General features: G+C 71.3%; 16 protein-coding genes. 8 read left to right on the top strand and 8 right to left on the bottom strand.

Annotated elements, in window-relative coordinates; all coding sequences use genetic code 11:
• The first annotated feature begins 119 nt into the window (after window positions 1-119).
• Complete coding sequence (locus tag J8N05_RS28840) at window positions 120-935, top strand: IclR family transcriptional regulator domain-containing protein (RefSeq protein ID WP_210887896.1); 816 nt, start codon at window positions 120-122, stop codon at window positions 933-935.
• Here J8N05_RS28840 and J8N05_RS28835 read toward each other — a convergent pair.
• The 3 genes from J8N05_RS28835 to J8N05_RS28825 are packed head-to-tail and all read right to left on the bottom strand — an operon-like array spanning window position 886 to window position 3088.
• Window positions 886-1860, bottom strand: a complete 975-nt coding sequence (locus J8N05_RS28835) for a PDR/VanB family oxidoreductase (RefSeq protein ID WP_210887893.1) — start codon at window positions 1858-1860, stop codon at window positions 886-888. The genes J8N05_RS28840 and J8N05_RS28835 overlap by 50 nt on opposite strands.
• The gene (locus J8N05_RS28830; protein ID WP_210887891.1) at window positions 1857-2027 is read right to left on the bottom strand and encodes a hypothetical protein; all 171 of its coding nucleotides are present in this window, start codon (window positions 2025-2027) and stop codon (window positions 1857-1859) included. The genes J8N05_RS28835 and J8N05_RS28830 overlap by 4 nt, the downstream gene beginning before the upstream one ends.
• On the bottom strand, window positions 2024-3088 hold the full coding sequence (locus tag J8N05_RS28825; RefSeq protein ID WP_210887888.1) for an aromatic ring-hydroxylating dioxygenase subunit alpha: 1065 nt from the start codon (window positions 3086-3088) through the stop codon (window positions 2024-2026). The genes J8N05_RS28830 and J8N05_RS28825 overlap by 4 nt, the downstream gene beginning before the upstream one ends.
• 313 nt (window positions 3089-3401) lie before the next feature.
• On the opposite strand from J8N05_RS28825, the gene J8N05_RS28820 reads away from it, so the two are divergent.
• The 6 genes from J8N05_RS28820 to J8N05_RS28795 all read left to right on the top strand — a co-directional run bounded on the left by J8N05_RS28820 (window position 3402) and on the right by J8N05_RS28795 (window position 12767).
• The gene (locus tag J8N05_RS28820; RefSeq protein ID WP_210887885.1) at window positions 3402-4412 is read left to right on the top strand and encodes a CHRD domain-containing protein; all 1011 of its coding nucleotides are present in this window, start codon (window positions 3402-3404) and stop codon (window positions 4410-4412) included.
• A gap of 63 nt (window positions 4413-4475) precedes the next feature.
• On the top strand, window positions 4476-5462 hold the full coding sequence (locus J8N05_RS28815) for an SCO0930 family lipoprotein (protein WP_247706541.1): 987 nt from the start codon (window positions 4476-4478) through the stop codon (window positions 5460-5462).
• A 181-nt stretch (window positions 5463-5643) separates the two neighbouring features.
• On the top strand, window positions 5644-6174 hold the full coding sequence (locus J8N05_RS28810; protein WP_210887883.1) for a sigma-70 family RNA polymerase sigma factor: 531 nt from the start codon (window positions 5644-5646) through the stop codon (window positions 6172-6174).
• Between the two features lie 437 nt (window positions 6175-6611).
• Window positions 6612-9602, top strand: a complete 2991-nt coding sequence (locus J8N05_RS28805) for an AfsR/SARP family transcriptional regulator (RefSeq protein ID WP_247706540.1) — start codon at window positions 6612-6614, stop codon at window positions 9600-9602.
• A 208-nt stretch (window positions 9603-9810) separates the two neighbouring features.
• The gene (locus J8N05_RS28800) at window positions 9811-11862 is read left to right on the top strand and encodes a phosphocholine-specific phospholipase C (protein WP_210887875.1); all 2052 of its coding nucleotides are present in this window, start codon (window positions 9811-9813) and stop codon (window positions 11860-11862) included.
• A 92-nt stretch (window positions 11863-11954) separates the two neighbouring features.
• Window positions 11955-12767, top strand: a complete 813-nt coding sequence (locus J8N05_RS28795; RefSeq protein ID WP_210887872.1) for a phospholipid scramblase-related protein — start codon at window positions 11955-11957, stop codon at window positions 12765-12767.
• Between the two features lie 87 nt (window positions 12768-12854).
• On the opposite strand, the gene J8N05_RS28790 is transcribed toward J8N05_RS28795, so the two are convergent.
• Window positions 12855-13829, bottom strand: a complete 975-nt coding sequence (locus J8N05_RS28790; protein ID WP_210887869.1) for a DMT family transporter — start codon at window positions 13827-13829, stop codon at window positions 12855-12857.
• Window positions 13826-14695: a phosphatase PAP2 family protein gene (locus J8N05_RS28785; RefSeq protein WP_210887865.1), complete on the bottom strand. Its 870-nt coding sequence runs from the start codon at window positions 14693-14695 to the stop codon at window positions 13826-13828. Before J8N05_RS28785 ends, J8N05_RS28790 begins: the two co-directional genes overlap by 4 nt.
• Window positions 14696-14887: 192 nt before the next feature.
• On the opposite strand from J8N05_RS28785, the gene J8N05_RS28780 reads away from it, so the two are divergent.
• A complete protein-coding gene (locus tag J8N05_RS28780) occupies window positions 14888-15511 on the top strand; it encodes a TetR/AcrR family transcriptional regulator (RefSeq protein ID WP_210887862.1) in 624 nt (207 codons plus the stop codon).
• Window positions 15512-15683: 172 nt separating this feature from the next.
• Here the strand turns inward: J8N05_RS28780 and J8N05_RS28775 are convergent, their stop codons facing one another.
• From J8N05_RS28775 to J8N05_RS28765, 3 genes are read right to left on the bottom strand one after another with little or no spacing between them, the layout of a single operon-like run.
• On the bottom strand, window positions 15684-16658 hold the full coding sequence (locus tag J8N05_RS28775; RefSeq protein WP_210887859.1) for a DUF2510 domain-containing protein: 975 nt from the start codon (window positions 16656-16658) through the stop codon (window positions 15684-15686).
• A 54-nt stretch (window positions 16659-16712) separates the two neighbouring features.
• On the bottom strand, window positions 16713-17972 hold the full coding sequence (locus J8N05_RS28770; RefSeq protein WP_210887856.1) for an anhydro-N-acetylmuramic acid kinase: 1260 nt from the start codon (window positions 17970-17972) through the stop codon (window positions 16713-16715).
• 4 nt (window positions 17973-17976) lie between these two features.
• Window positions 17977-19374 carry an MFS transporter gene (locus J8N05_RS28765; RefSeq protein WP_210887853.1) on the bottom strand — a complete coding sequence of 466 codons (1398 nt, stop codon included), beginning with the start codon at window positions 19372-19374 and terminating at the stop codon, window positions 17977-17979.
• Window positions 19375-19391: the final 17 nt, after the last annotated feature.

The following is a 19391-nucleotide window of genomic DNA, read 5'->3' as shown; positions in this document are numbered from 1 at the left end:
AACGTAGAACCTGGCCCGGGAACAGGTCAATGCCCTTGACACGCACGGTCGTTGACAGTTGCCGATCTGTGCTTTTAGCGTGCGCAGAGCGCACCCCCGTGCGTCCCGTGGAGGCGACGATGCCTGCTGGAGATCGCGAACCGCATTTCGTCCGTTCCTTCGAGCGCGGCCTCGCGGTCATCCGCGCCTTCGACGCCGACCACCCGGAGCTGACGCTCAGCGAGGTGGCGCGGGTCAGCGACCTGACCCGCGCGGCGGCCCGCCGCTTCCTGCTGACCCTCTTCGACCTGGGATACGTGGAGACGGACGGCAGGATGTTCCGGCTCACCCCGCGCGTCCTGGAACTCGGATACTCCTACCTGTCCAGTTTCACCCTGCCGGAGATCGCCGAGCCGCATCTGGAGCAACTCGTCGCGCAGATAAGGGAGTCGTCGTCCCTGTGCGTCCTCGACGGCGACGACATCGTGTACGTCGCCCGCGTGCCCACGCACCGCATCATGACCGCGACCATCACCGTCGGCAGCCGCTTTCCGGCCCAGGTCACCTCGGTGGGGCGGGTGCTGCTCGCGCAGCTGCCCGACGAGGAGATCGACACCCGGCTGTCCCGCGCGGACCTCAGCCCCCTGACCGCCCGCACGATCGTCTCGGCCGAACTGCTGCGCACCGAACTGCGCCGGGTACGCCGCCAGGGGTACGCGATCGTCGACCAGGAACTGGAGGAGGGACTGCGCTCGGTCGCCGTCCCGGTGCGCGACCGGGACGGCGAGGTGGTGGCGGCCGTCAACATCCCCGTGCACGCCAGCCGCAACTCGGTGGAGTCCGTACGCCGTGACCTGCTGCCCCATCTGCTGGCCACGGTCGCCCGGATCGAGGCGGACCTGCGGATCACAGGTCGAGCACGAGGCGCTTCCCGAGGCACCGGGACACACAGATGAGCATGGTCTCGCCGGCCGCCCGCTCCTCGTCCGTGAGCACCGAGTCCCGGTGGTCGGGCGTGCCGTCGAGGACGTCCGTCTCACAGGTCCCGCAGGTGCCCTCGGTGCAGGAGTAGAGCACCTCGACACCCGCCGCGCGAACGGTGTCGAGCACGGTGGCGTCGGCGGGCACGGTGAGGGTACGCCCCGACCGCTCCAGGACTACCTCGAACTCGGCTTCAGCGGGCGGCTCCTGATTAGCTGTCACTTCTGGGATCCTGGGCTGGAAGCGCTCGACGTGCAGGGTGCCGCTCGGCCACCCCGCGCACCGCTCCTCCACGGCGTCCAGCAGCGGACCGGGACCGCAGCAGTAGACGAGCGTGTCCGGCTGCGGGGTCCCGCCGAGCGCCCCGGCGAGATCGAGCAGCCCGTACTCGTCCTGCGGAACGACACGCACGCGGCCTCCGTAGGGCCGCAACTCCTTGGTGAAGGCCATGGAGTCACGGGTCCGCCCGCCGTACAGCAGGGTCCAGTCGGCGCCCGCCGCCTCGGCCGCGGCCAGCATCGGCAGGATCGGGGTGATGCCGATGCCGCCCGCGACGAAGAGGTAGCGAGGGGACGGCAGGAGAGCGAAATGGTTGCGCGGACCGCGTACGCGGACCTTGCCGCCCGCCTCCAACTGCTCGTGCACATGGGCGGATCCGCCGCGTCCCCCGGGCTCCCGCAGCACCGCGACGCGCCACTCGTGCCGGTCGGCCGGATTGCCGCACAGGGAGTACTGCCGCTCCAGACCCGGTCCCAGGATCACGTCGATGTGGGCGCCCGGTTCCCAGCCGGGCAACTCCTCGCCGAGCGGATGGCGAAGGGTGAGGGCGAGCACGCCGTCGGCGACCAAGTCCCGTGTGCCTACGACGAGTTCGGCTTCGTAGGCTTCGTACGAGCTCATGAGCGGTGCCCCTCAGGCAGGTGTCCCTCGGGATGGCCGAGCATCCACTCCCACATCGCGACCGGGTCCTCGGCGGTGTGCTCGGCCCCGCAGTGGCAGGTGCCGTGGAGCACGTCGGTGCCCGGCAGCCAGTCGATGCGGTAGACCTCACCGGTGGGGCTCGTCACAGGACCTTCTCCACCGGCTTGTCGCCCTCCTCGACCAGCCGGGCGAGGATACGGCGGGCGGCCAGACCGCCGGTGTCGATGTTGATGCTCAGCTCCTGGTAGCCGCTCCGCTCGGAACCGAGCGTCCGCTGCAGCAGGTTGAGCGCGTCGACGTCCTGCATCACGACCGTGTGGTTGTTGGCCCGCAGGAACTCGGTGACCTCGGCGTCGTCGGTCGCCCAGTCGCGCGAGACCATCCAGAAGTCGTACACCTCGCCGTCGGCGGACGGGGTGATGGCGTACGTGATCTCGGTGTGGAAGCCGTTCGGGTCGCTGCCGTCCGGTTCGGGCACGACCCCGACCGGCGCGATCCGGCTGTGCAGCAGATACAGACAGGGCGCGTGGTACTCGATGTCCTGCCAGCGGGTGATCCGCCCGCTGATACCGGTCGACTTCGCATAGAAGGGCGGACATGCGGCGTCGTCCATGCGCCGGCTGACCCGCACGATCCCCGCGCCCTCGTCCACCTCGGTGGTGATGGGCGTCTCGGCGACCTCGGGGGTGCCGATGTAACCGCCGTGCAGATACGTCTCGTGGGACAGGTCGAGGAGGTTGTCGACGAGGAGCCCGTAGTCGGCGTCGATCGGCTCCATCCCGCTGACGGTGACCCAGCCGGGGGAGTCGAGATGCCTGGCCCGCGGTATGACCTCCGGGTCGGCGAGGGCGGGGTCGCCGATCCACACCCAGATCAGGGCGTCCTGCTCGACCACCGGGTAGGCGGCGACGCGGGCGGTGCGGGGGACCCGTTTCTGCCCGGGCACGTACACGCACGCACCCGTCGTGTCGTACGTGAACCCGTGGTACCCGCAGACGATCCGGTCGCCGTCGAGCCCGCTGGCGGACAGCGGATAGCGGCGGTGCACACACCGGTCGTGCAGGGCGACGGGCCGGCCGTCGTCCTCGGTCCGGTAGAGGACGAGCGGCTCACCGAGCACGGTCCGCCCGAGCAACTCCCGCCCGACCTCATGGGCGTAGGCGGCTACGTACCACTGGTTCCTGGCGAAGGCGGTGGTGTGCGGCATCTTTGCTGCTCCCGTCGGTGGCCGATGGCGACATCGTCCGGAAGGGTGCCACCGGGGCGCAATACCTCTTCCGTCTCACGGAAGGTCCGACGTGGAGGCGTGGAGGCGTGGAGGCGTGGAGGCGTGGAGGACCTGCTCGGACCGTCCTCGGCCGGAGTCCGGGGAGGAGCCGGCGGCTGTCGCATTGGCCTCGGCCGGTTCCGGGAACGTCTCAGGACTGTCACCGGGTGACCCTGGGCGCAGGAGTATCCCGTGTCTCAGGTGTCGGACCGCGGACCCACCCGCGGTGACATCCACGGGGAGGCAGAACCTCATGAACAGCAAGCGTTTCGCACTGATCGCCACATCCGCGATGACCGGCGCCCTGATGCTGACCGCCTGCAACGGCGACGACATCGACGCGGGCGGGGCCCACGCGTCGGCGGGCGGGCACGCGTCGGCGGACTCCGCGCAGGCCGCGGGGGCGATCGGCCGCTACGGCAAGGACGCGGCCGGGGCCACGTTCTTCGCCTCGGTCCTCACCGGCGACAACGAGGTGCCGGTGGAGGGCAAGCCGGCGGTCGGTGACAAGGACGGCCGCGCCGTGGCGCTCATGCGCGTCCAGGGCCAGGACGTGTCCTTCGCGCTGGCGTGGAGCGGTACGGACACCCCGACCCTGGCGCACCTGCACCAGGGCGGGCGGGGAGTCAACGGCGATGTGAAGGTCCCGTTCTTCACCGAGAAGCTCAAGGACGGCAGCAAGCACGTCTACGGCACCGTGAAGGTGAAGGACGCCGCGCTGCTGCGGGACATCAAGGCCCACCCCGAGAAGTTCTACTTCAACCTGCACACCGGCGAGTTCCCCGGTGGCGCCGTCCGCGGCCAGGCGTTCGCCCTCCCCGGCCGTGTCGATCTGCCGGCCACGATCCGGGACTCGGCCCTGCGCGGGGTCGTCAAGGGGTCCCAGGTCTATGCCTGCACCAAGCAGCCCGACGGTACCTTCGCGTTCACCCAGGACAACGTCGAAGCCACCCTCCAGGGCGACATCGACCACAGCTTCGCCAAGCCCGGTCCCACGGGGCCCCCGCAGTGGATCGCGCCCGACGGCTCCTCCGTCACCGGCAGCGTCCTCAACAAGTTCGACAACGGCGAGGGCAACATCCCCGAGCTCATCCTGAAGGCGACGCAGACGGGTGCGGACAAGGGGCTCCTGGCCAAGACGCGGACCGTCCTGCGGCTCAACACCGAGGGCGGGGTGGCCCCGGCCGGCACCTGCGACGCCGGTGCCCACCCCACGGCCAAGGTGCCCTACACCGCCGACTACCTCTTCCTCGCCACCCAGTAGCACCCCGGCACCTCCGGAGGGTGTGCCGCACGCGGACGAAGAGAGGAAGAAGAGAGGAAGGGCATGAACACGTACAGCCACACGCACGACGCCATGCACCGGCACGGGAACCAGCACGATCACGGGAACCAGCACCGACACCCGACCCACCGGAGGACCGCTTTCGCCGCGGGGGCCGTGGCGCTCGCCCTGGCCCTGTCCGCCTGCGGCGCCGACCGGCCCGGCGAGGAGGATGCGCGGGCCGGGGCGCAGAAGGCGGGGAAGTTCGAACTGGAGGTGGTCGAGGAGTCGGCGGTGCCCCTGAGCTCCGAGGGCGTCTCGGTCCGCCGGGACGCGGAACTCGGCTCCGTCGTGGTCGACTCGAAGGGCAGCACCGTGTACGTCTCCAGGGCGGACGAAAGCCGTCCCGGCAGGTCGAGTTGCACGGACGCGTGCGCGAAGACCTGGCTGCCCGTGCCCGCGCGGGAACCGGCGGCCGCCCAGGGGGTGGCGCAGGAACTGCTGGGCTCGATCACCCGTGCCGACGGGGTCGAGCAGCTGACCATCGCCGGCAAGCCGCTCTACACCTACGCTCCCGGCAAAAAGGGTGACACGGCCGGGCAGGGCATCAAGGACACCTGGTACGCCGCGGCTCCGGACGGCACGAGAGCGGGCACCGAGCGGCCCGCCCTGGGCGTCCTGAACAGCCCGGGGCTCGGCCGGGTGCTGCAGGACGGGAACGGCCGGACGCTGTACCTGTTCACGAAGGACACGCCCTGGCCGATGAAGACGGCCTGTGACGCGAAGTGCCTGGAGAAGTGGACACCCAGCGAGCCCGTCACGGCGGCGGACGCGAAGGCCGCGGGGCTCGACCCCGAGGTCCTGTTCCCGTTCACCACTCCGGGCGGCGGCCGGCAGGAGTCCTTCAACTGCTGGCCCGCGTACACCTTCAAGGGCGACAAGAAGCCCGGGGACACCAACGGGCAGGGCGTGGGAGGGGTGTGGTTCGCGATCAAGGCGGACATCCCCCGGAGCGACCGCGGAAGGACCGTGCCCGCGGCGAAGGGGTGAGGGCGCGGGACGCCGGTGGAAAGTGACGACCGTGGTGGCCCGCTCGTCACTCTTTCGGCACTGGCCCCTGCCTACGGTCGGTCCCGAAACCAGATCCCTCCCCGTGTGCTTCCGCGTCCGGACAGTCCCCCGCCTGTCCGGACGCAGCACCGGTGCGACACAGAACCAGGAACAAGCCACCATGACGCTACTCGCGGGCATCGCTCCATCGACGACCTCCCCGGCTCCCGACCCCGTGGACGGCCTGGTGGAGCAGCACAGGGACGCACTCCTCGCCTACGCGAACAGACTGCTCTCGGACCACCATCTCGCCGAGGACATCGTCCAGGAGACGTTCGTCAAGGCGTGGAGTCACGCCGACAGACTCCTCAGCCGGGAAGGGTCCGTACGCGGCTGGCTGTTCAAGGTCGCGCGGAACCTGATCATCGACCGGTCACGAAGTGCCTACGCCCGGTACGAGACGGTGACCACCGAGAGCGGGGACCCGGCGCAGGAGGACCACACCGAACCGGCACACGCGTCCATGGAGGCCGTTTCCCTGCTGCGGGGCGTCTCGGCGGACCATCGGAAGGTGCTCGTCTACCTCTACATCTACGGATGCAGCGTGGAGGAGACCGCACGCATCCTGGACGTGCCGTCGGGCACGGTGAGGTCACGTCGTCACCTGGCACTGCGCGCTCTGCGCAACCGGTGCGCGTCCGCGGGGCACTGACCCCGCCGTCCCCGAACACACGTTGATACGTGCACATACTGATACACACTCATGCATACCGAAGGGCCCCACTCGTCCGAGTGGGGCCCTTCGGCGTGTGGGCCCACGGAGAGCCGGACTTGACCGCCGAGCGCGTTTTCTTCTCGACTGGCCGCAAATGGCCGGGTCCGGTGTCCACCCGGCCGGGTCCCGCAGAGTGTGGGGCGCGGTCGCCCGCCGGCGGCCCACGGTGTCGGGGAGGCCGCCCGATGCCGGGATCACGTACGGATGTCGGGATCACGTACGGAGTGTCTCCGGTCCGTCGCCGCCGTGCCACGGGGCGGCAACCGGATGAGGACTTCAGGATCTTGCTCCGTACCTGCGCATGAGCGGCGCACTTCGCGCCCTCGGCCGGGCCGACGTACCCACCGGACGACCAGATGCAGGGAGAACCAGAAGTGAGCCCCGAGAACGAGTCCACGGCGGACGCAGCACTGCGCTTCTCGGTGCTCGGGCCTCTCAGGGCCTGGCGGCACGCGACGGAACTCAGCCTGGGACCGCCCAAGCAGCGGTCGTTGCTGGCGCTGCTTCTGGTGCAGGCGGACCGGCCGGTCCGCCTGCACCGGATAGTCGACGCCTTATGGGACGAGGATCCGCCGGAGCACGCGGTCAACGTCGTCCACCGGCACATCGGTGCACTGAGGAGACTGCTCGAACCGGAGCTGACCCGCAGGACCGAGGCCCGTGTCCTGGTGAGCGAGGCCGGCGGCTACCGGCTGAACACCGAGGACGAGGCACTGGACCTGCTGAGGTTCCGCAGACTGCGGGACGCGGCGCGGGCCGCCTCGGCCGCGGGGCGGCCCGCGGAAGCCACCGGTCTGTACGTCCGGGCGCTCTCCCTGTGGCTGGGACGGACCGCGGAAGGGCTTCCCCGCACGGCGCATTCCCACACGGTCTTCGCCGGAGTCGACGCCGAGTATCTGCACGCGGCCAGGGACGCCGCCGACGCGGCGCTGGCCGCGGGCGACACGTCCAGGATGCTCCCGCTGGTCAGACAGGCGGCCGAGAGCGACCCGCTGAACGAGTGTCTCCAGGCGCGGCTCATCCTCGTCCTCGCCGCCGAGGGGATGGCGGCCCAGGCCCTGGACCACTACCAGGTCGTCCGGTCCCGGCTCACGAGCGAGCTGGGTGTCGATCCCGGTCCCGAACTGCGCGAGGCCCAGATCCGCGTGCTGCGCGGCACCGTCGCGCCGGCGAGGACGTCCCGTTCCGGCGACACACGGGCCGCGGACACCCGCGCCGCGTTCTCCCCGGAGGCGAGTCGGGGGGCTGGTCCGGTGGCTGGTCCGGGCGCGGGTCCGCAGGCGGGTCCGGGCGCAGGCCCGGGGACGACCCCCGGGGTGCGCCCCGCCCAACTCCCCGCGGACCTGCACGCGTTCACCGGCAGGAGGGCCGAACTCGACTGGATGCGCGACCTGCTGCCGACCGACGGCGGCACCCCGGCCGCCGTCGTCATCAGCGCGATCGGCGGCGCGCCGGGCGTGGGAAAGACCACGCTCGCCCTGCACTGGGCCCACCGCAACACCCACCACTTTCCCGACGGACAGCTCTACGTCAACCTGCGCGGCTACGACCCGGCGGGAGTCGCGCTCACCCCGTCGACCGCGATCTGCTACTTCCTGGAAGCACTCGGCGTACCGGCCGAGGACATCCCGCCGAGCCTCGACGGCCAGTCCGCCCTGTACCGCAGCATGCTGGCCGGACGGCGCGTGCTGGTGGTCCTGGACAACGCCCGCAGCGCCGAACAGGTACGTCCTCTCCTGCCGGGGACACCGACGTGCGTCACGGTGATCACCAGCCGGGAGCAGCTGCACGGACTCGTCGCCTCCAACGGAGCGCGTTCCCTGCGCCTGGACATCCTGACGGTCACCGAATCCATCGAGTTCATGGCGAAGCGGCTGGGCGCGGCGCGCGTCGCCGCCGACCGGCAGGCGGCGCTCGGCATCGCCGAGCAGTGCGGCCGGCTGCCCCTCGCCCTGGCGATCGTGTGCGCCCGTGCGGAGGACCACCCGTCCGCGCCGCTCGCGGACATCGCCGCGGAACTGGCGGAGAGCCGCGACGACCTCGGCGTCTTCGCCGTCGGGGACCCGGCCACCGACACCCGGTCGGTCTTCTCCTGGTCGTACCGCACGCTGACCCCGGAAGCGGCCGGGCTGTTCCGGCTGCTGTGGATGTGTCCGCCCCACGGCGTCTCCGTGCAGGCCGTGGCGAGCCTCGCGGGGCTGACGACGGCACAGACACGGCCCGTGCTGTCCGAACTCACCCGGGCCAGCCTGTGGACCGAGCCCGCGCCCGGTCTCTACGGCTCGCACGAACTGCTGCGGACCTTCAGCCAGGAGCTCTCCCTGGCCGAGGACCCGTCCGAAGCCCGTGAGGACGCCCGCCGCCGGCTCTTCGACCACTACCTGCACAGCGCGCGCGGCGCGGCCACCCAGCTGTACACGCACCGCGAACCCCTCCCGCTGCCCGACGCCGCCCCCGGCACGCAGGTCCTGTCGTTCACCGACACGGACCGCGCGGCGAAGTGGCTCGTGCGGGAGATGCCGGCGCTGGAGGCGGTGATCACCCGGGACAGCGGTCACGGCACGGGCGCGCACGCCTGGCGCATGGCGGCGACCCTGGAACTCGTCCTCGACCGGCGAGGACGGCGTGAGGAGCAGATCGAGCTGCACACCACGGCACTCGCCGGCGCGCAGCGGCTCGGGGAGACCCTGGGCGAGGCCCACATGCACCGTGTGCTCGGCTTCGCCCACGTCCGGACGAACGACCACGCGCGGGGAGCCGCGCACCTGGAACGGGCGTTGGAACTGTTCACCGACATGGGAGACGTCCCCTTCACGGCACTGACCCACCGGTATCTGGCGTTCCTGGCGAACGTCCGGCAGGACCACCGCGAGGCCCTGGCGCAGTACAAGATCGCCTGTTCCCTGTACACGAGCACGCGGGCCTACGTCGGCATCGCGAGCGTCACCAACGAGGTGGCCTGGACCCGCCTGCTCCTGCACGAGTACGAGGAGGCGCTGGGGGACTGCCGCCGCGCGGTCCGTATCGCGCACCGGTCCGGGAACAGGAACATCGAGGCGGCGGCCTGGGACACCATGGGCGTCGCCCATCACCGCCTCGGACAGCAGGACGAGGCGCTGGAGGCCTTCGACCACGCGCTCACCCACTACCGCGCCCTCAACGACGCCTCGCTGGTCGCCGACACCCTCGTCCACCGGGGTGAAGCACTCGCCGTCACGTCCCCTCAGGAGGCCCGCCGGGCGTGGAACGAGGCGCTCGCGATACTCGACGTCCTCGGCCACGCCGAGGCCGACAGGCTGCGCGAGCTGCTGGAGGAACACGACGAGGTTCCCTCAAGGAGCGGGCCGGTCACCATCAACATCTGAGCACGGGCCGACCGGCCCCCACCACTTTGGGCTCCGTGCCCGCGATAGGGCACCCGCACCTCCCGTACCGCCGTCTTTCACACAGACGCCACGCGCCCCTTCCCTGACGTTTGTTGCTCTTGGAACACTCCGAGAGCGCAGGTTCCGGCATGCGCAGGTCCGTCCGTCAGTCGCACCCGTACACGTCAGGACGAGAGGTCACCCAGTCATGACCGAAGTGAATCGGCGCCGTTTCCTGCAACTCGCGGGCGGCACCGCGGCGTTCACCGCGCTGTCGGAGAGCATCGCCAAGGCCGCCTCGATCCCCGCGGGCTACCACCGCGGCACCATCGAGGATGTCGAGCACGTCGTCGTCCTCATGCAGGAGAACCGTTCCTTCGATCACTACTTCGGTGCGCTCAGGGGTGTCCGCGGTTTCGGCGACCCGCATCCGGTCGCGCTCGACAACGGCAAGTCCGTCTGGCACCAGTCGGACGGCACCAAGGACCTCCTGCCCTTCCACCCGGAGGCCGACGACCTCGGTATGCAGTTCCTGGAGGGCCTGCCGCACAGCTGGCCCGACGGGCACGCCGCCTACAACGGCGGCAAGTACGACAAGTGGGTCCCCGCGAAGGGTGCCACGACCATGGCGTACCTGACGCGTGAGGACATCCCGTTCCACTACGCGCTCGCCGACACCTTCACGGTCTGCGACGCGTACCACTGCTCGTTCATCGGCTCCACCGACCCGAACCGCTACTACATGTGGACGGGCTTCACCGGCAACGACGGCAAGGGCGGCGGCCCGGTCCTCGGCAACGACGAGCTGGGCTACGACTGGACGACCTACCCCGAGCGCCTGGAGGAGGCCGGGATCTCCTGGAAGGTCTACCAGGACATCGGCGACGGCCTGGACGCGGCCGGTTCCTGGGGCTGGATCCCGGACGCCTACCGCGGCAACTACGGCGACAACTCGCTCCTCTACTTCAACAAGTACCGGGGCGCCAAGGCCGGCGACCCGCTGTACGACAAGGCCCGCACCGGCACCGACGCCCGCAAGGGCGAGGGCTACTTCGACCAGCTGCGCGCCGACGTCGTGGGCGGCAGGCTGCCGCAGGTCTCCTGGATCGCCGCCCCCGAGGCGTTCTCCGAGCACTCCAACTGGCCCTCCAACTACGGCGCCTGGTACATCTCGCAGGTCCTGGAGGCGCTCACCGCCGACCCGAAGGTCTGGGCGAAGACGGCCCTGTTCATCACGTACGACGAGAACGACGGCTTCTTCGACCACCTCGTGCCGCCGCTGCCGCCGGCCTCCGCCGACCGCGGAAAGTCGACGGTCGACGTCGGCCCGGACCTCTTCCCGGGCAGCTCGAAGTACGTCGCGGGCCCCTACGGTCTCGGCCCGCGCGTGCCGATGCTCGTCGTCTCGCCCTGGAGCAAGGGCGGTTACGTCTGCTCCGAGACCCTCGACCACACCTCGATCGTCCGGTTCCTGGAGCGCCGCTTCGGGGTCGAGGAGCCCAACATCTCGCCCTGGCGCCGGGCCGTCTGCGGCGACCTGACCGCCGCGTTCGACTTCTCCCGCAAGGACAGCGAGCCGGCCCGGCTCCCGGACACCGACGCGTACGAGCCGCAGGACAAGGACCGGCACCCGGACTACAAGCCGACCCCGCCGGCCGATCCGAAGCTGCCCCGGCAGGAGCGCGGTCTGCGGCCCGCCCGCCCCCTGCGGTACGCGCCCTGGATCGATGGCTCGGCGGACGCGAAGGCCGGGAAGTTCACGCTGACCTTCGCCTCGGGCAAGAAGGCCGGCGCCTCCTTCCACGTGACCTCCGGGAGCCGTACCGACGGCCCCTGGACGTACACCACCGAGGCCGGCAAGAGCGTCTTCGACACCTGGAACTCCGCGTACTCGGGCGGCTCGTACGACCTGACCGTGCACGGGCCCAACGGCTTCGTGCGCGTCTTCAAGGGGCCCGGCACGACCGCCGGACCCGAGGTCACCGCCCGCCACGACGGGGACGACATCGAGCTGACCCTCACCAACAAGGGCGCCCGCACGGTGAACCTGAAGCTCACCGACGGCTACGGCGGCAGGCCCCGGTCCTTCAAGGTGCGGCCCGGCGCGACCGTGAAGCACACCGTGGATCTGCGGGAGAGCAGGCGCTGGTACGACCTCACCGTCGTCTCCGACGCGGACGCCTCGTTCCTGCGCCGCTTCGCCGGGCATGTCGAGAACGGCCGGGCGGGCGTCAGCGACCCGGCGATCGCGTCGGTGTAGGGGCACATCGACCGCTCTGGTCCCCCTGGACCGCAATGGTCACAGGGGACCGGACTGGTCATGTACCTGCGGGGTCGGGATAGTGTGCCCCGGTGACCACGCATTCGAACACAGTTGCAGGCTGGTATCCGGATCCGCAGGGTGCGCCCCAGACCCTGCGGTACTGGGACGGAACCCAGTGGACCGAGCACACCGATCAGGGCCAGGGGCAGGGCCAGGCGCAGCAGCCGCCGGCGGGCGCCGACCCGCGCGTACAGAAGCAGGTGCAGCAGCAGGCCGGTGTCGCGCCGAACGCGGCCGGCAGCGGAACCCTGTTCACCGAGCCGGTCCTGGTGGTGAACCAGAAGGCCAAGCTGATCGAGCTGACCAACGAGTACAAGGTCATGGACCAGCAGGGCAACCAGCTCGGCTCGGTCGTCCAGGTCGGCCAGAGCGCGCTGAAGAAGGTGCTGCGCTTCGTCTCCAGCCTCGACCAGTTCATGACGCACAAGCTGGAGATCCGTGACGCGTACGGCCGGCCGCAGCTGCTGCTGACCCGGCCGCGCAAGTTCCTGAAGTCCCGGGTGCTCGTGGCCCGTGCGGACGGTACGCCGGTCGGCGAGATCGCCCAGCAGAACATGTTCGGGAAGATCAACTTCGCGATCAAGGTCGACGGGCAGCAGATCGGCGCGATCAAGGCCGAGAACTGGCGCGCGTGGAACTTCGCGATCGTCGACCACTCCGACACCGAGGTCGCCCGGATCACCAAGACCTGGGAAGGCCTCGCGAAGACGATGTTCACCACCGCGGACAACTACGTCCTGCAGATCCACTTCCAGCTGCCCGAGCCGCTGCTGAGCCTCGTGATCGCGACGGCGCTGACGGTCGACACGGCGCTCAAGCAGGACTCGCGCGGGTTCGGGTGACCGCCGGTCCGGCCCGGTTAACGGACGAAGGGCGACCACGGACATCCGTGGTCGCCCTTCCTGTGTCCGCTGCCCGCGCGGGGGGCGTCACAGCGAGGTGAGATGCCCCGGCTTCGGCTGTCGCGGCAGCATCGAGGGTTCGTACGCCGCCGAGTCGGGCTCCAGCGCGAGGACCGCGGCCACCGGATGCTGCTCCTGCTCCACCACCGGAGACACCGGCGCCGGTGCCGGGGCGGGCACCGCGTCCCGAGTGGAACGCGACAGCGTCACCACACCCCAGGCCGCGACCGCGCCCCCGGCCCCGGCGAGAAGCAGCCCCGCCACCCCGCCCTGCAACTGCTCGCCGAGCAGCGTCAGACCGATGACCACGGCGGCGATCGGATTGGCGAGCGTCACCACGGCGAGCGGCGCGCCCAGCCCGCCCTTGTAGGCGGTCTGCGACAGCAGCAGGCCGCCCGCGGCGAAGGCCGCGACCAGCAGGGCCACCACGATCACCTGCCCGCTGAACAGCGGACCCGTGCGGTCGGTGGCGGCGACCGTGACGGTCTGGGTGAGCGCCGAGGCGACCCCCGAGGCGAAGCCGGACGCGGACGCGTGCCGGAGTCCGGGCCGGGCGCCGGGCCGGGCCAGGACACCGATGAGGGTCGCGGTGGCCCCCGTCACGGCCAGCGCCTGCGGAAGGCTCAGCACGTCGTCGGGCGCGGGCCCGGACGCCGTCACGAGCACCGCCGAGAGCCCGATCAGCGTCAGCGCCGTACCGCGCCACTCGACCGGGGTGACCCGCCGGCCCGCGAGCCGCGCGCCCAGCGGGACCGCCGCGACGAGCGTGAGCGCGCCGAGCGGCTGGACGAGGGTGAGGGTGCCGTACTTCAGGGCGGCCACGTGCAGCAGCGCGGCCCCGGCGTTGAGACCCACCGACCACCACCAGGCACCGCGGCCCAGCAGACGCAGTACTCCGGAGTCCGTGCTCCGGGCGGCCAGCCTCTCCTGTGCCACCGCGGCGCCCGCGTAGGCGACGGCGGAGAACAGCGACAGGACGACGGCGAGAAGGGTCGCGCTCATCGCCGCGCTCCCACGAGGTCGGGCACTTCCGGTACGCGGCCGGCGGCGTCCTGCCCACCGGACGCATGCGGTACGGGGCGGCCGGCGTCCCCTGTGTCCTCGGCGGCCTCGCTCTTCCCGCCGGACCCGGCGGCGGCCACGGCCCTGCGGGGCGGGCGGACGACGGCGAGGACGATACCGAGGAGGGCGGCGGCCACGATCGCGTCCAGCCAGTAGTGGTTCGCCGTCCCGACGATCACCAGCAGGGTCAGCAGCGGGTGCAGCAGCCACAGCCACCGCCACCGGGAGCGGGTCGCGGCGATCAGGCCGATCGCGACCATCAGGGCCCAGCCGAAGTGCAGCGACGGCATCGCCGCGAACTGGTTCGAGAGGGAGTCGGTCTCGGGGGAGGCGCCGTACACCGTGGGCCCGTACACCTGGCCGGTGTCCACGAGGCCCGTCGCGGCGAGCATCCGCGGGGGTGCGAGCGGGAATGTGAGATGCACCACCAGGGCGGCGGCGGTGACCGCGGCGAGCACCCGGCGGGCCCACACGTAGTGCCCCGGGCGGCGCAGGTACAGCCACACCAGGAAGGCCGCCGTGGCGGGGAAGTGCACTGTCGCGTAATAGGTGTTGACGAGGTGCACGAGGGTGTCGCCGTGCAGCACGGCGGACTGTACGGAGCCTTCGCCGGGCAGGTGCAGGAACCGCTCCAGGTCCCAGACGCGACGGGCGTTGTCGAAGGCCTCGGCGGTGTGTCCGGTGGCCAGCTGCCGGCCGAGTTTGTAGACGAGGAAGAGTCCCGCGACGAGCAGGACCTCACGGACGAGGGGTGGCCGCGGTATCGCCGCGGATCCCTTCTGTGCAGGCTCGGTTGGGAGTTCCATCCCCCGGCCCCTTTGCTTGACGGTCTCAACGATGCTGATGCGTGGTGAGCCCAGGAGGGGATCCACTCGACACAGGGGTGGGTCCTGTCCAAGGCTCATCGATACGCCAGTGTACCGATACGAAGCCGTTCCGGTACACTGGCGTATCGATAGGTGCCGGGCCGGACCCGGGGACGAGTGAGGAGAAGAGCCATGACGTCGCAGGCAGCGGAGGGACCGGAGACGGTCGCCGCCTCGCGCCGCTCCAAGATCACGCCGGAGCGTGAGCAGGAGTTCTTCGACGCCGTGCTCGACCAGGTCCGCGAGTGCGGCTACGACGCGCTGACCATGGAGGGGGTGGCCGCCAGCACCCGGTGCAGCAAGTCCACGCTCTACCGTCAGTGGAAGACCAAGCCGCAGTTCGTGGCAGCCGCGCTGCGCGCCAACCACTGCCCCAAGTTCATCGGGATCGACACCGGCTCGCTCGCCGGCGATCTGCGCGCCGTCGCCCGCACGGCGGGCGAGCGGTCCGACGAGGACACCAGGCTGCTGCAGGCGCTCGGCCAGTCCGTGATGCAGGACCCGGAACTGAAGCGCGCGCTGCGCGACGCCCTCGTGGAACCCGAACTGGAGGCGCTGCGGGCGATGATCCGGCGCGCGGTCGAGCGGGGAGAGGTCACCGCCGACCATCCGGTGCTGGAGTTCGTTCCCGCGCAGCTGCTCGGTGTGCTCAGGGTCAGACTCATCCTCGAAGGGCGGCCCGCGGACGCGGAGTATCTGCTGCGCTTCGTGGAAGTGGCGCTGCTGCCCGCCCTGGGGCTCGCCGACCCCCCTTAGAACTCAGGCCGCCGTCCAAGGGATGACTGGACGGTGACCTGATCGCGCCGCACCGTGGGGACGGGGGCGGCGCGCACCCCCCGGCCGGGTGGGGTTCCTCTTGAGCGGAGAGGCGCTCCACCCGGCCGACCGGTGTGCCGGCACGTGTGACCGGGGTTGTGTCCTAGACGTCCTAGACGTCCTGGCCGTTGCCGCCGCCGCCCGCGGACTCCTTGATGCCCTTGGTGATGTCGTCGATCACGGACTGCTTGGGCGCGTCCGCGCCGACGTCGATGCCGAAGCGCACGACGACGAGCTGCTTGGCGTTGGCGGGCGCCGGGAAGACCAGCGACTCGACGTAGCCGTCGGCGCCCTTGCTCGTGATGACCTTCCAGCGGACCGCGTAGCCCTTCTGGCCCGCCACGGTGACGGCCTTCGAGGAGAGCTCCTCGTGCGAGGTGATCTCGCCGTAGCTCTTGCCGCCGTAGGACTCCTCGGCGTTCTTGGAGATGTCCTCCTTGGCCGCGGCCTCCACGGTGGTGGCCTTGAGCTCCAGGGCGAGCGCGGGCGCGGAGTAGGCGCCGCCGCGCGTGCAGGTCGCCGAGGCGTCGCCCGGGCACTTGTAGGAGTCCTTGGACGTCACCTGGGCGCCCACCTGGATGGTCGAGCCGCTCCAGTCGTCGGGCACGGGGAGGCTGATGCCGTTGACCGGGTCGGCGGCGAAGCCGTCCTCGGACTGCTGCGGTTGCGGGACCCCGCTCTCGCCGCCGTCCTGGCCGCCGGGACCGCCCTGGCCACCGCCGTCCTGGCCCTGCGGACCGCCCGGCAGCGACGGCGTCGGCTGGGCGTTGCTCTGCTCGGTGCTGTCGGAGCTGTCGTCGGCCGTCAGCGCGTACACACCGCCGCCTATGCCCGCGAGGACCGCGATGGCGGCGGCCACGGCTATCGCCGTACGCACTCCGCGCCGGGGCCCGCCCGGCTTCGCGCCCCCGTACGGGGCTCCGTACGGGGTGCCCGGCGGGTACGCCGGAGGTCCCCATGCGGCGGCCGACTCCGCGGGGCGGGTCTGGTCCGTCCATGTACTGCCGTCCCACCAGCGTTGCGTGGCGGGACCGTCACTTGTCTGCCCGGGGTCGGGATACCAGCCGGGGGGAGTCGCCTGCGTCATGTGCCCACCGTATGAGGTGTGGGTGAAAGCCGTATGAGAGGACCCCGTTTCAGGTCACTTCAGCACCAGGCGCACCGGCCGTTCCGCGCCTGCGCGGATCCGCGGGAAACCGCTGCGCCCCGGAGTGAGCGAGCCGAGCACGCCGGCGTGCCGGGCGCCGGTGCTCCGCGGATCGGTGCCCGGCAGCCCGTGCGCCGTCAGGAACCCGAGCACGGCGAAGGCGTACGCCTCCTTGGCCGCCGCGGGCAGACCGAGACCGTCGGAGAGGCGCAGCGGCACTCCCGCCAGTTCCTCGCCGAGCATCGCCATGAGGACGGGATTGCGGGTCCCGCCGCCCGAGGCGATCACTTCGGTGACGTGTGGGCCGTCCGTGACGTGTCGGCCGTCGGGGGCGTGCGGGGGCCCGGGGGCGTGCGGGGACCTGGAGGCGACCGAGGGCCCGGTGGCGCCCAGGCCGCGGACGGCGTCCGCCACCGTCCGGGCGGTGAGCCGGGTGAGGGTCGCGATCACGTCCTCGTCGGTCAGGGTCACGTCCTCGTCGGCCGACGGGGCGCAGTCCGCGAGCGCCGCGAGCAGATAGCCCTCGTGGAACAGCTCCTTGCCGGTCGTCTTCGGCGCGGGCCGCGCGTAGTACGGCTCGTCGAGCAGGCGCCGCAGCAGCGGCTCGTGCACGATGCCGCGGGCCGCCAGCTCCCCGTCGGCGTCGAAGGCGCGGCCGGTGGCACGGCGTACCGCCGCGTCGATCAGCGCGCCCGCGGGGCCCGCGTCGAACGCGGTGCCGTCGGGCGCGGTGACGTTGGCGATGCCGCCGAGGTTCAGCGCGACCGGCGTGCCCGGCCTGCCGCGCAGCCACATCAGGTCGACCAGGCTGACCAGGGGCGCGCCCTGGCCGCCCGCGGCGATGTCGCGGGGCCGGAAGTCGGCGACCACGGGCAGCCCGGTCGCCTCCGCGATCCAGGCGGGCTGCCCGATCTGAAGGGTGCCCCGCACCTGCCCCTCGTCGGTCCAGTGGAAGACGGTCTGGCCGTGCGAGGCGATCAACTCGGCCCGCCCGTCGCACAGTTCGTGCTGGGCGCGGACCGCCGCGGCGGCGAAGGCCTGCCCGATGAGGGTGTCCAGCCGGCACACCTCGGCGAGGGTGGTGGCCGCCGGGGGCAGCGCCGCCGCGAGGGCCTCGCGCAGACCGGGGTCGTACGCCTCGGTCACCGTCCCCAGCGGTCTCAGCACCAGGTCCGATCCGTCGAGGTGCAGATCGGCCGCCGCCGCGTCGATGGCGTCGTACGACGTGCCGGACATCAGACCGATCACCCGCATCTGCTCAACTCTCCTTCTCCGCCTGCCTCTTCTGTTCCTGTACGTGCTCGGCCCCGGCGTCCGTCCGCGTCTCACGGAGTGTCAGGAGTGCCAGTGCGCTCACCGCGCAGGTGGCCGCCGCGTAGTACGCCGGGATGTCCACGCTGCCCGTCCGCTCGATCGTCTTGGTGATGATGAGCCCCGCACACCCGGAGAACACGGCATTGGACAGGGCGTAGGCGAGTCCCAGGCCCGTGTACCGCACGCTCGTCGGGAACATCTCCGAGAGCATCGCCGGTCCCGGGCCCGCCATCAGGCCCACGATCGCCCCCGCGACGAACACGGCGGCGCCCTTGAGGCCGGTCGAAGTACCGCCGTCCTGAAGGAGGTTGAGCAGCGGGACCGCCAGCACGGTGACCAGCAGCGCGCCCGTGAGCATCACCGGCCGCCTGCCGATCCGGTCGCTCAGCAGGCCCGCCGGGATGATCGTGGCCGCGAAGCCCAGGTTGGCGAGGACCGTGGCCACCAGGGCCTGCTGGAAGGTGGCGTTCAGGGAGCTCTGCAGATAGGAGGGGAGTACGACGAGGAAGGTGTATCCGGCGGCGGCCCAGCCCATGACACGCCCGGCGCCCAGCGCGATCGCCTTCGCCACCTCGCGCGCCGGGGGTGCTGGAAGGGCTTGGCGGGCCTGGTGTGCCTGTGCCTGCTCCTGTGCCTGTTCCTGTGCTTGTGTCTGTGTCCGGAGGGCTTGGAAAGACGGTGTCTCGTCGAGGCGCAGGCGCAGCCACAGCGCCCCGAGCCCCATCGGCAGCGTCAGCAGGAACGGCAGCCGCCAGCCCCAGGAGTTCAGCTGTGCCCCGGTGAGCACGGTCGCGAGGAGCGCCGCGGCCCCCGCCCCGCCCAGCAGCCCCAGCGCCACCGTGAAGGACTGCCACGCCCCGTACAGCCCCCGTCTGCCCGGCGGTGCGAACTCCGTCATCACCGACACCGCTCCGCCGAACTCCCCACCCGCGGACAGCCCTTGGACCACCCGCAGGAGGGTGAGCAGCCAGGGGGCGAGGGCGCCCGCCGTGGCGTACGTGGGCAGTACGCCGATCAGGGTCGTGGCGGCCGTCATGAGGACGATGACCAGGATCAGCACGGGGCGGCGGCCGACACGGTCGCCGAGCCGGCCGAAGAGCGCGGCGCCGACGGGCCGGAAGAAGAACGCGAGCGCGAACGACGCGTACGTCCTCACCAGGGCCTCGGCCTCCGAGCCGCCCTCCGGGGTGAAGAACCGGGCCGCGACGACCGTCGCGAAATAGCCGTAGACACCGAACTCGTACCACTCGATGAAGTTGCCGACCGACCCCGCGACCAGCGCTCTTCGGGAACGCTCCGGCCGGTCGGTGGGCGGGCCAGAGCCGTGCGCCGGGGCATCCATACCGTTCCTCCCGTACT

The sequence above is a fragment of the Streptomyces liliiviolaceus genome, from assembly GCF_018070025.1.
Taxonomy (GTDB): Bacteria; Actinomycetota; Actinomycetes; order Streptomycetales; family Streptomycetaceae; genus Streptomyces; species Streptomyces liliiviolaceus.
The sequence above is the reverse complement of the archived record's forward strand: the minus strand, read 5'-3'. Positions and strand labels throughout refer to the sequence as shown.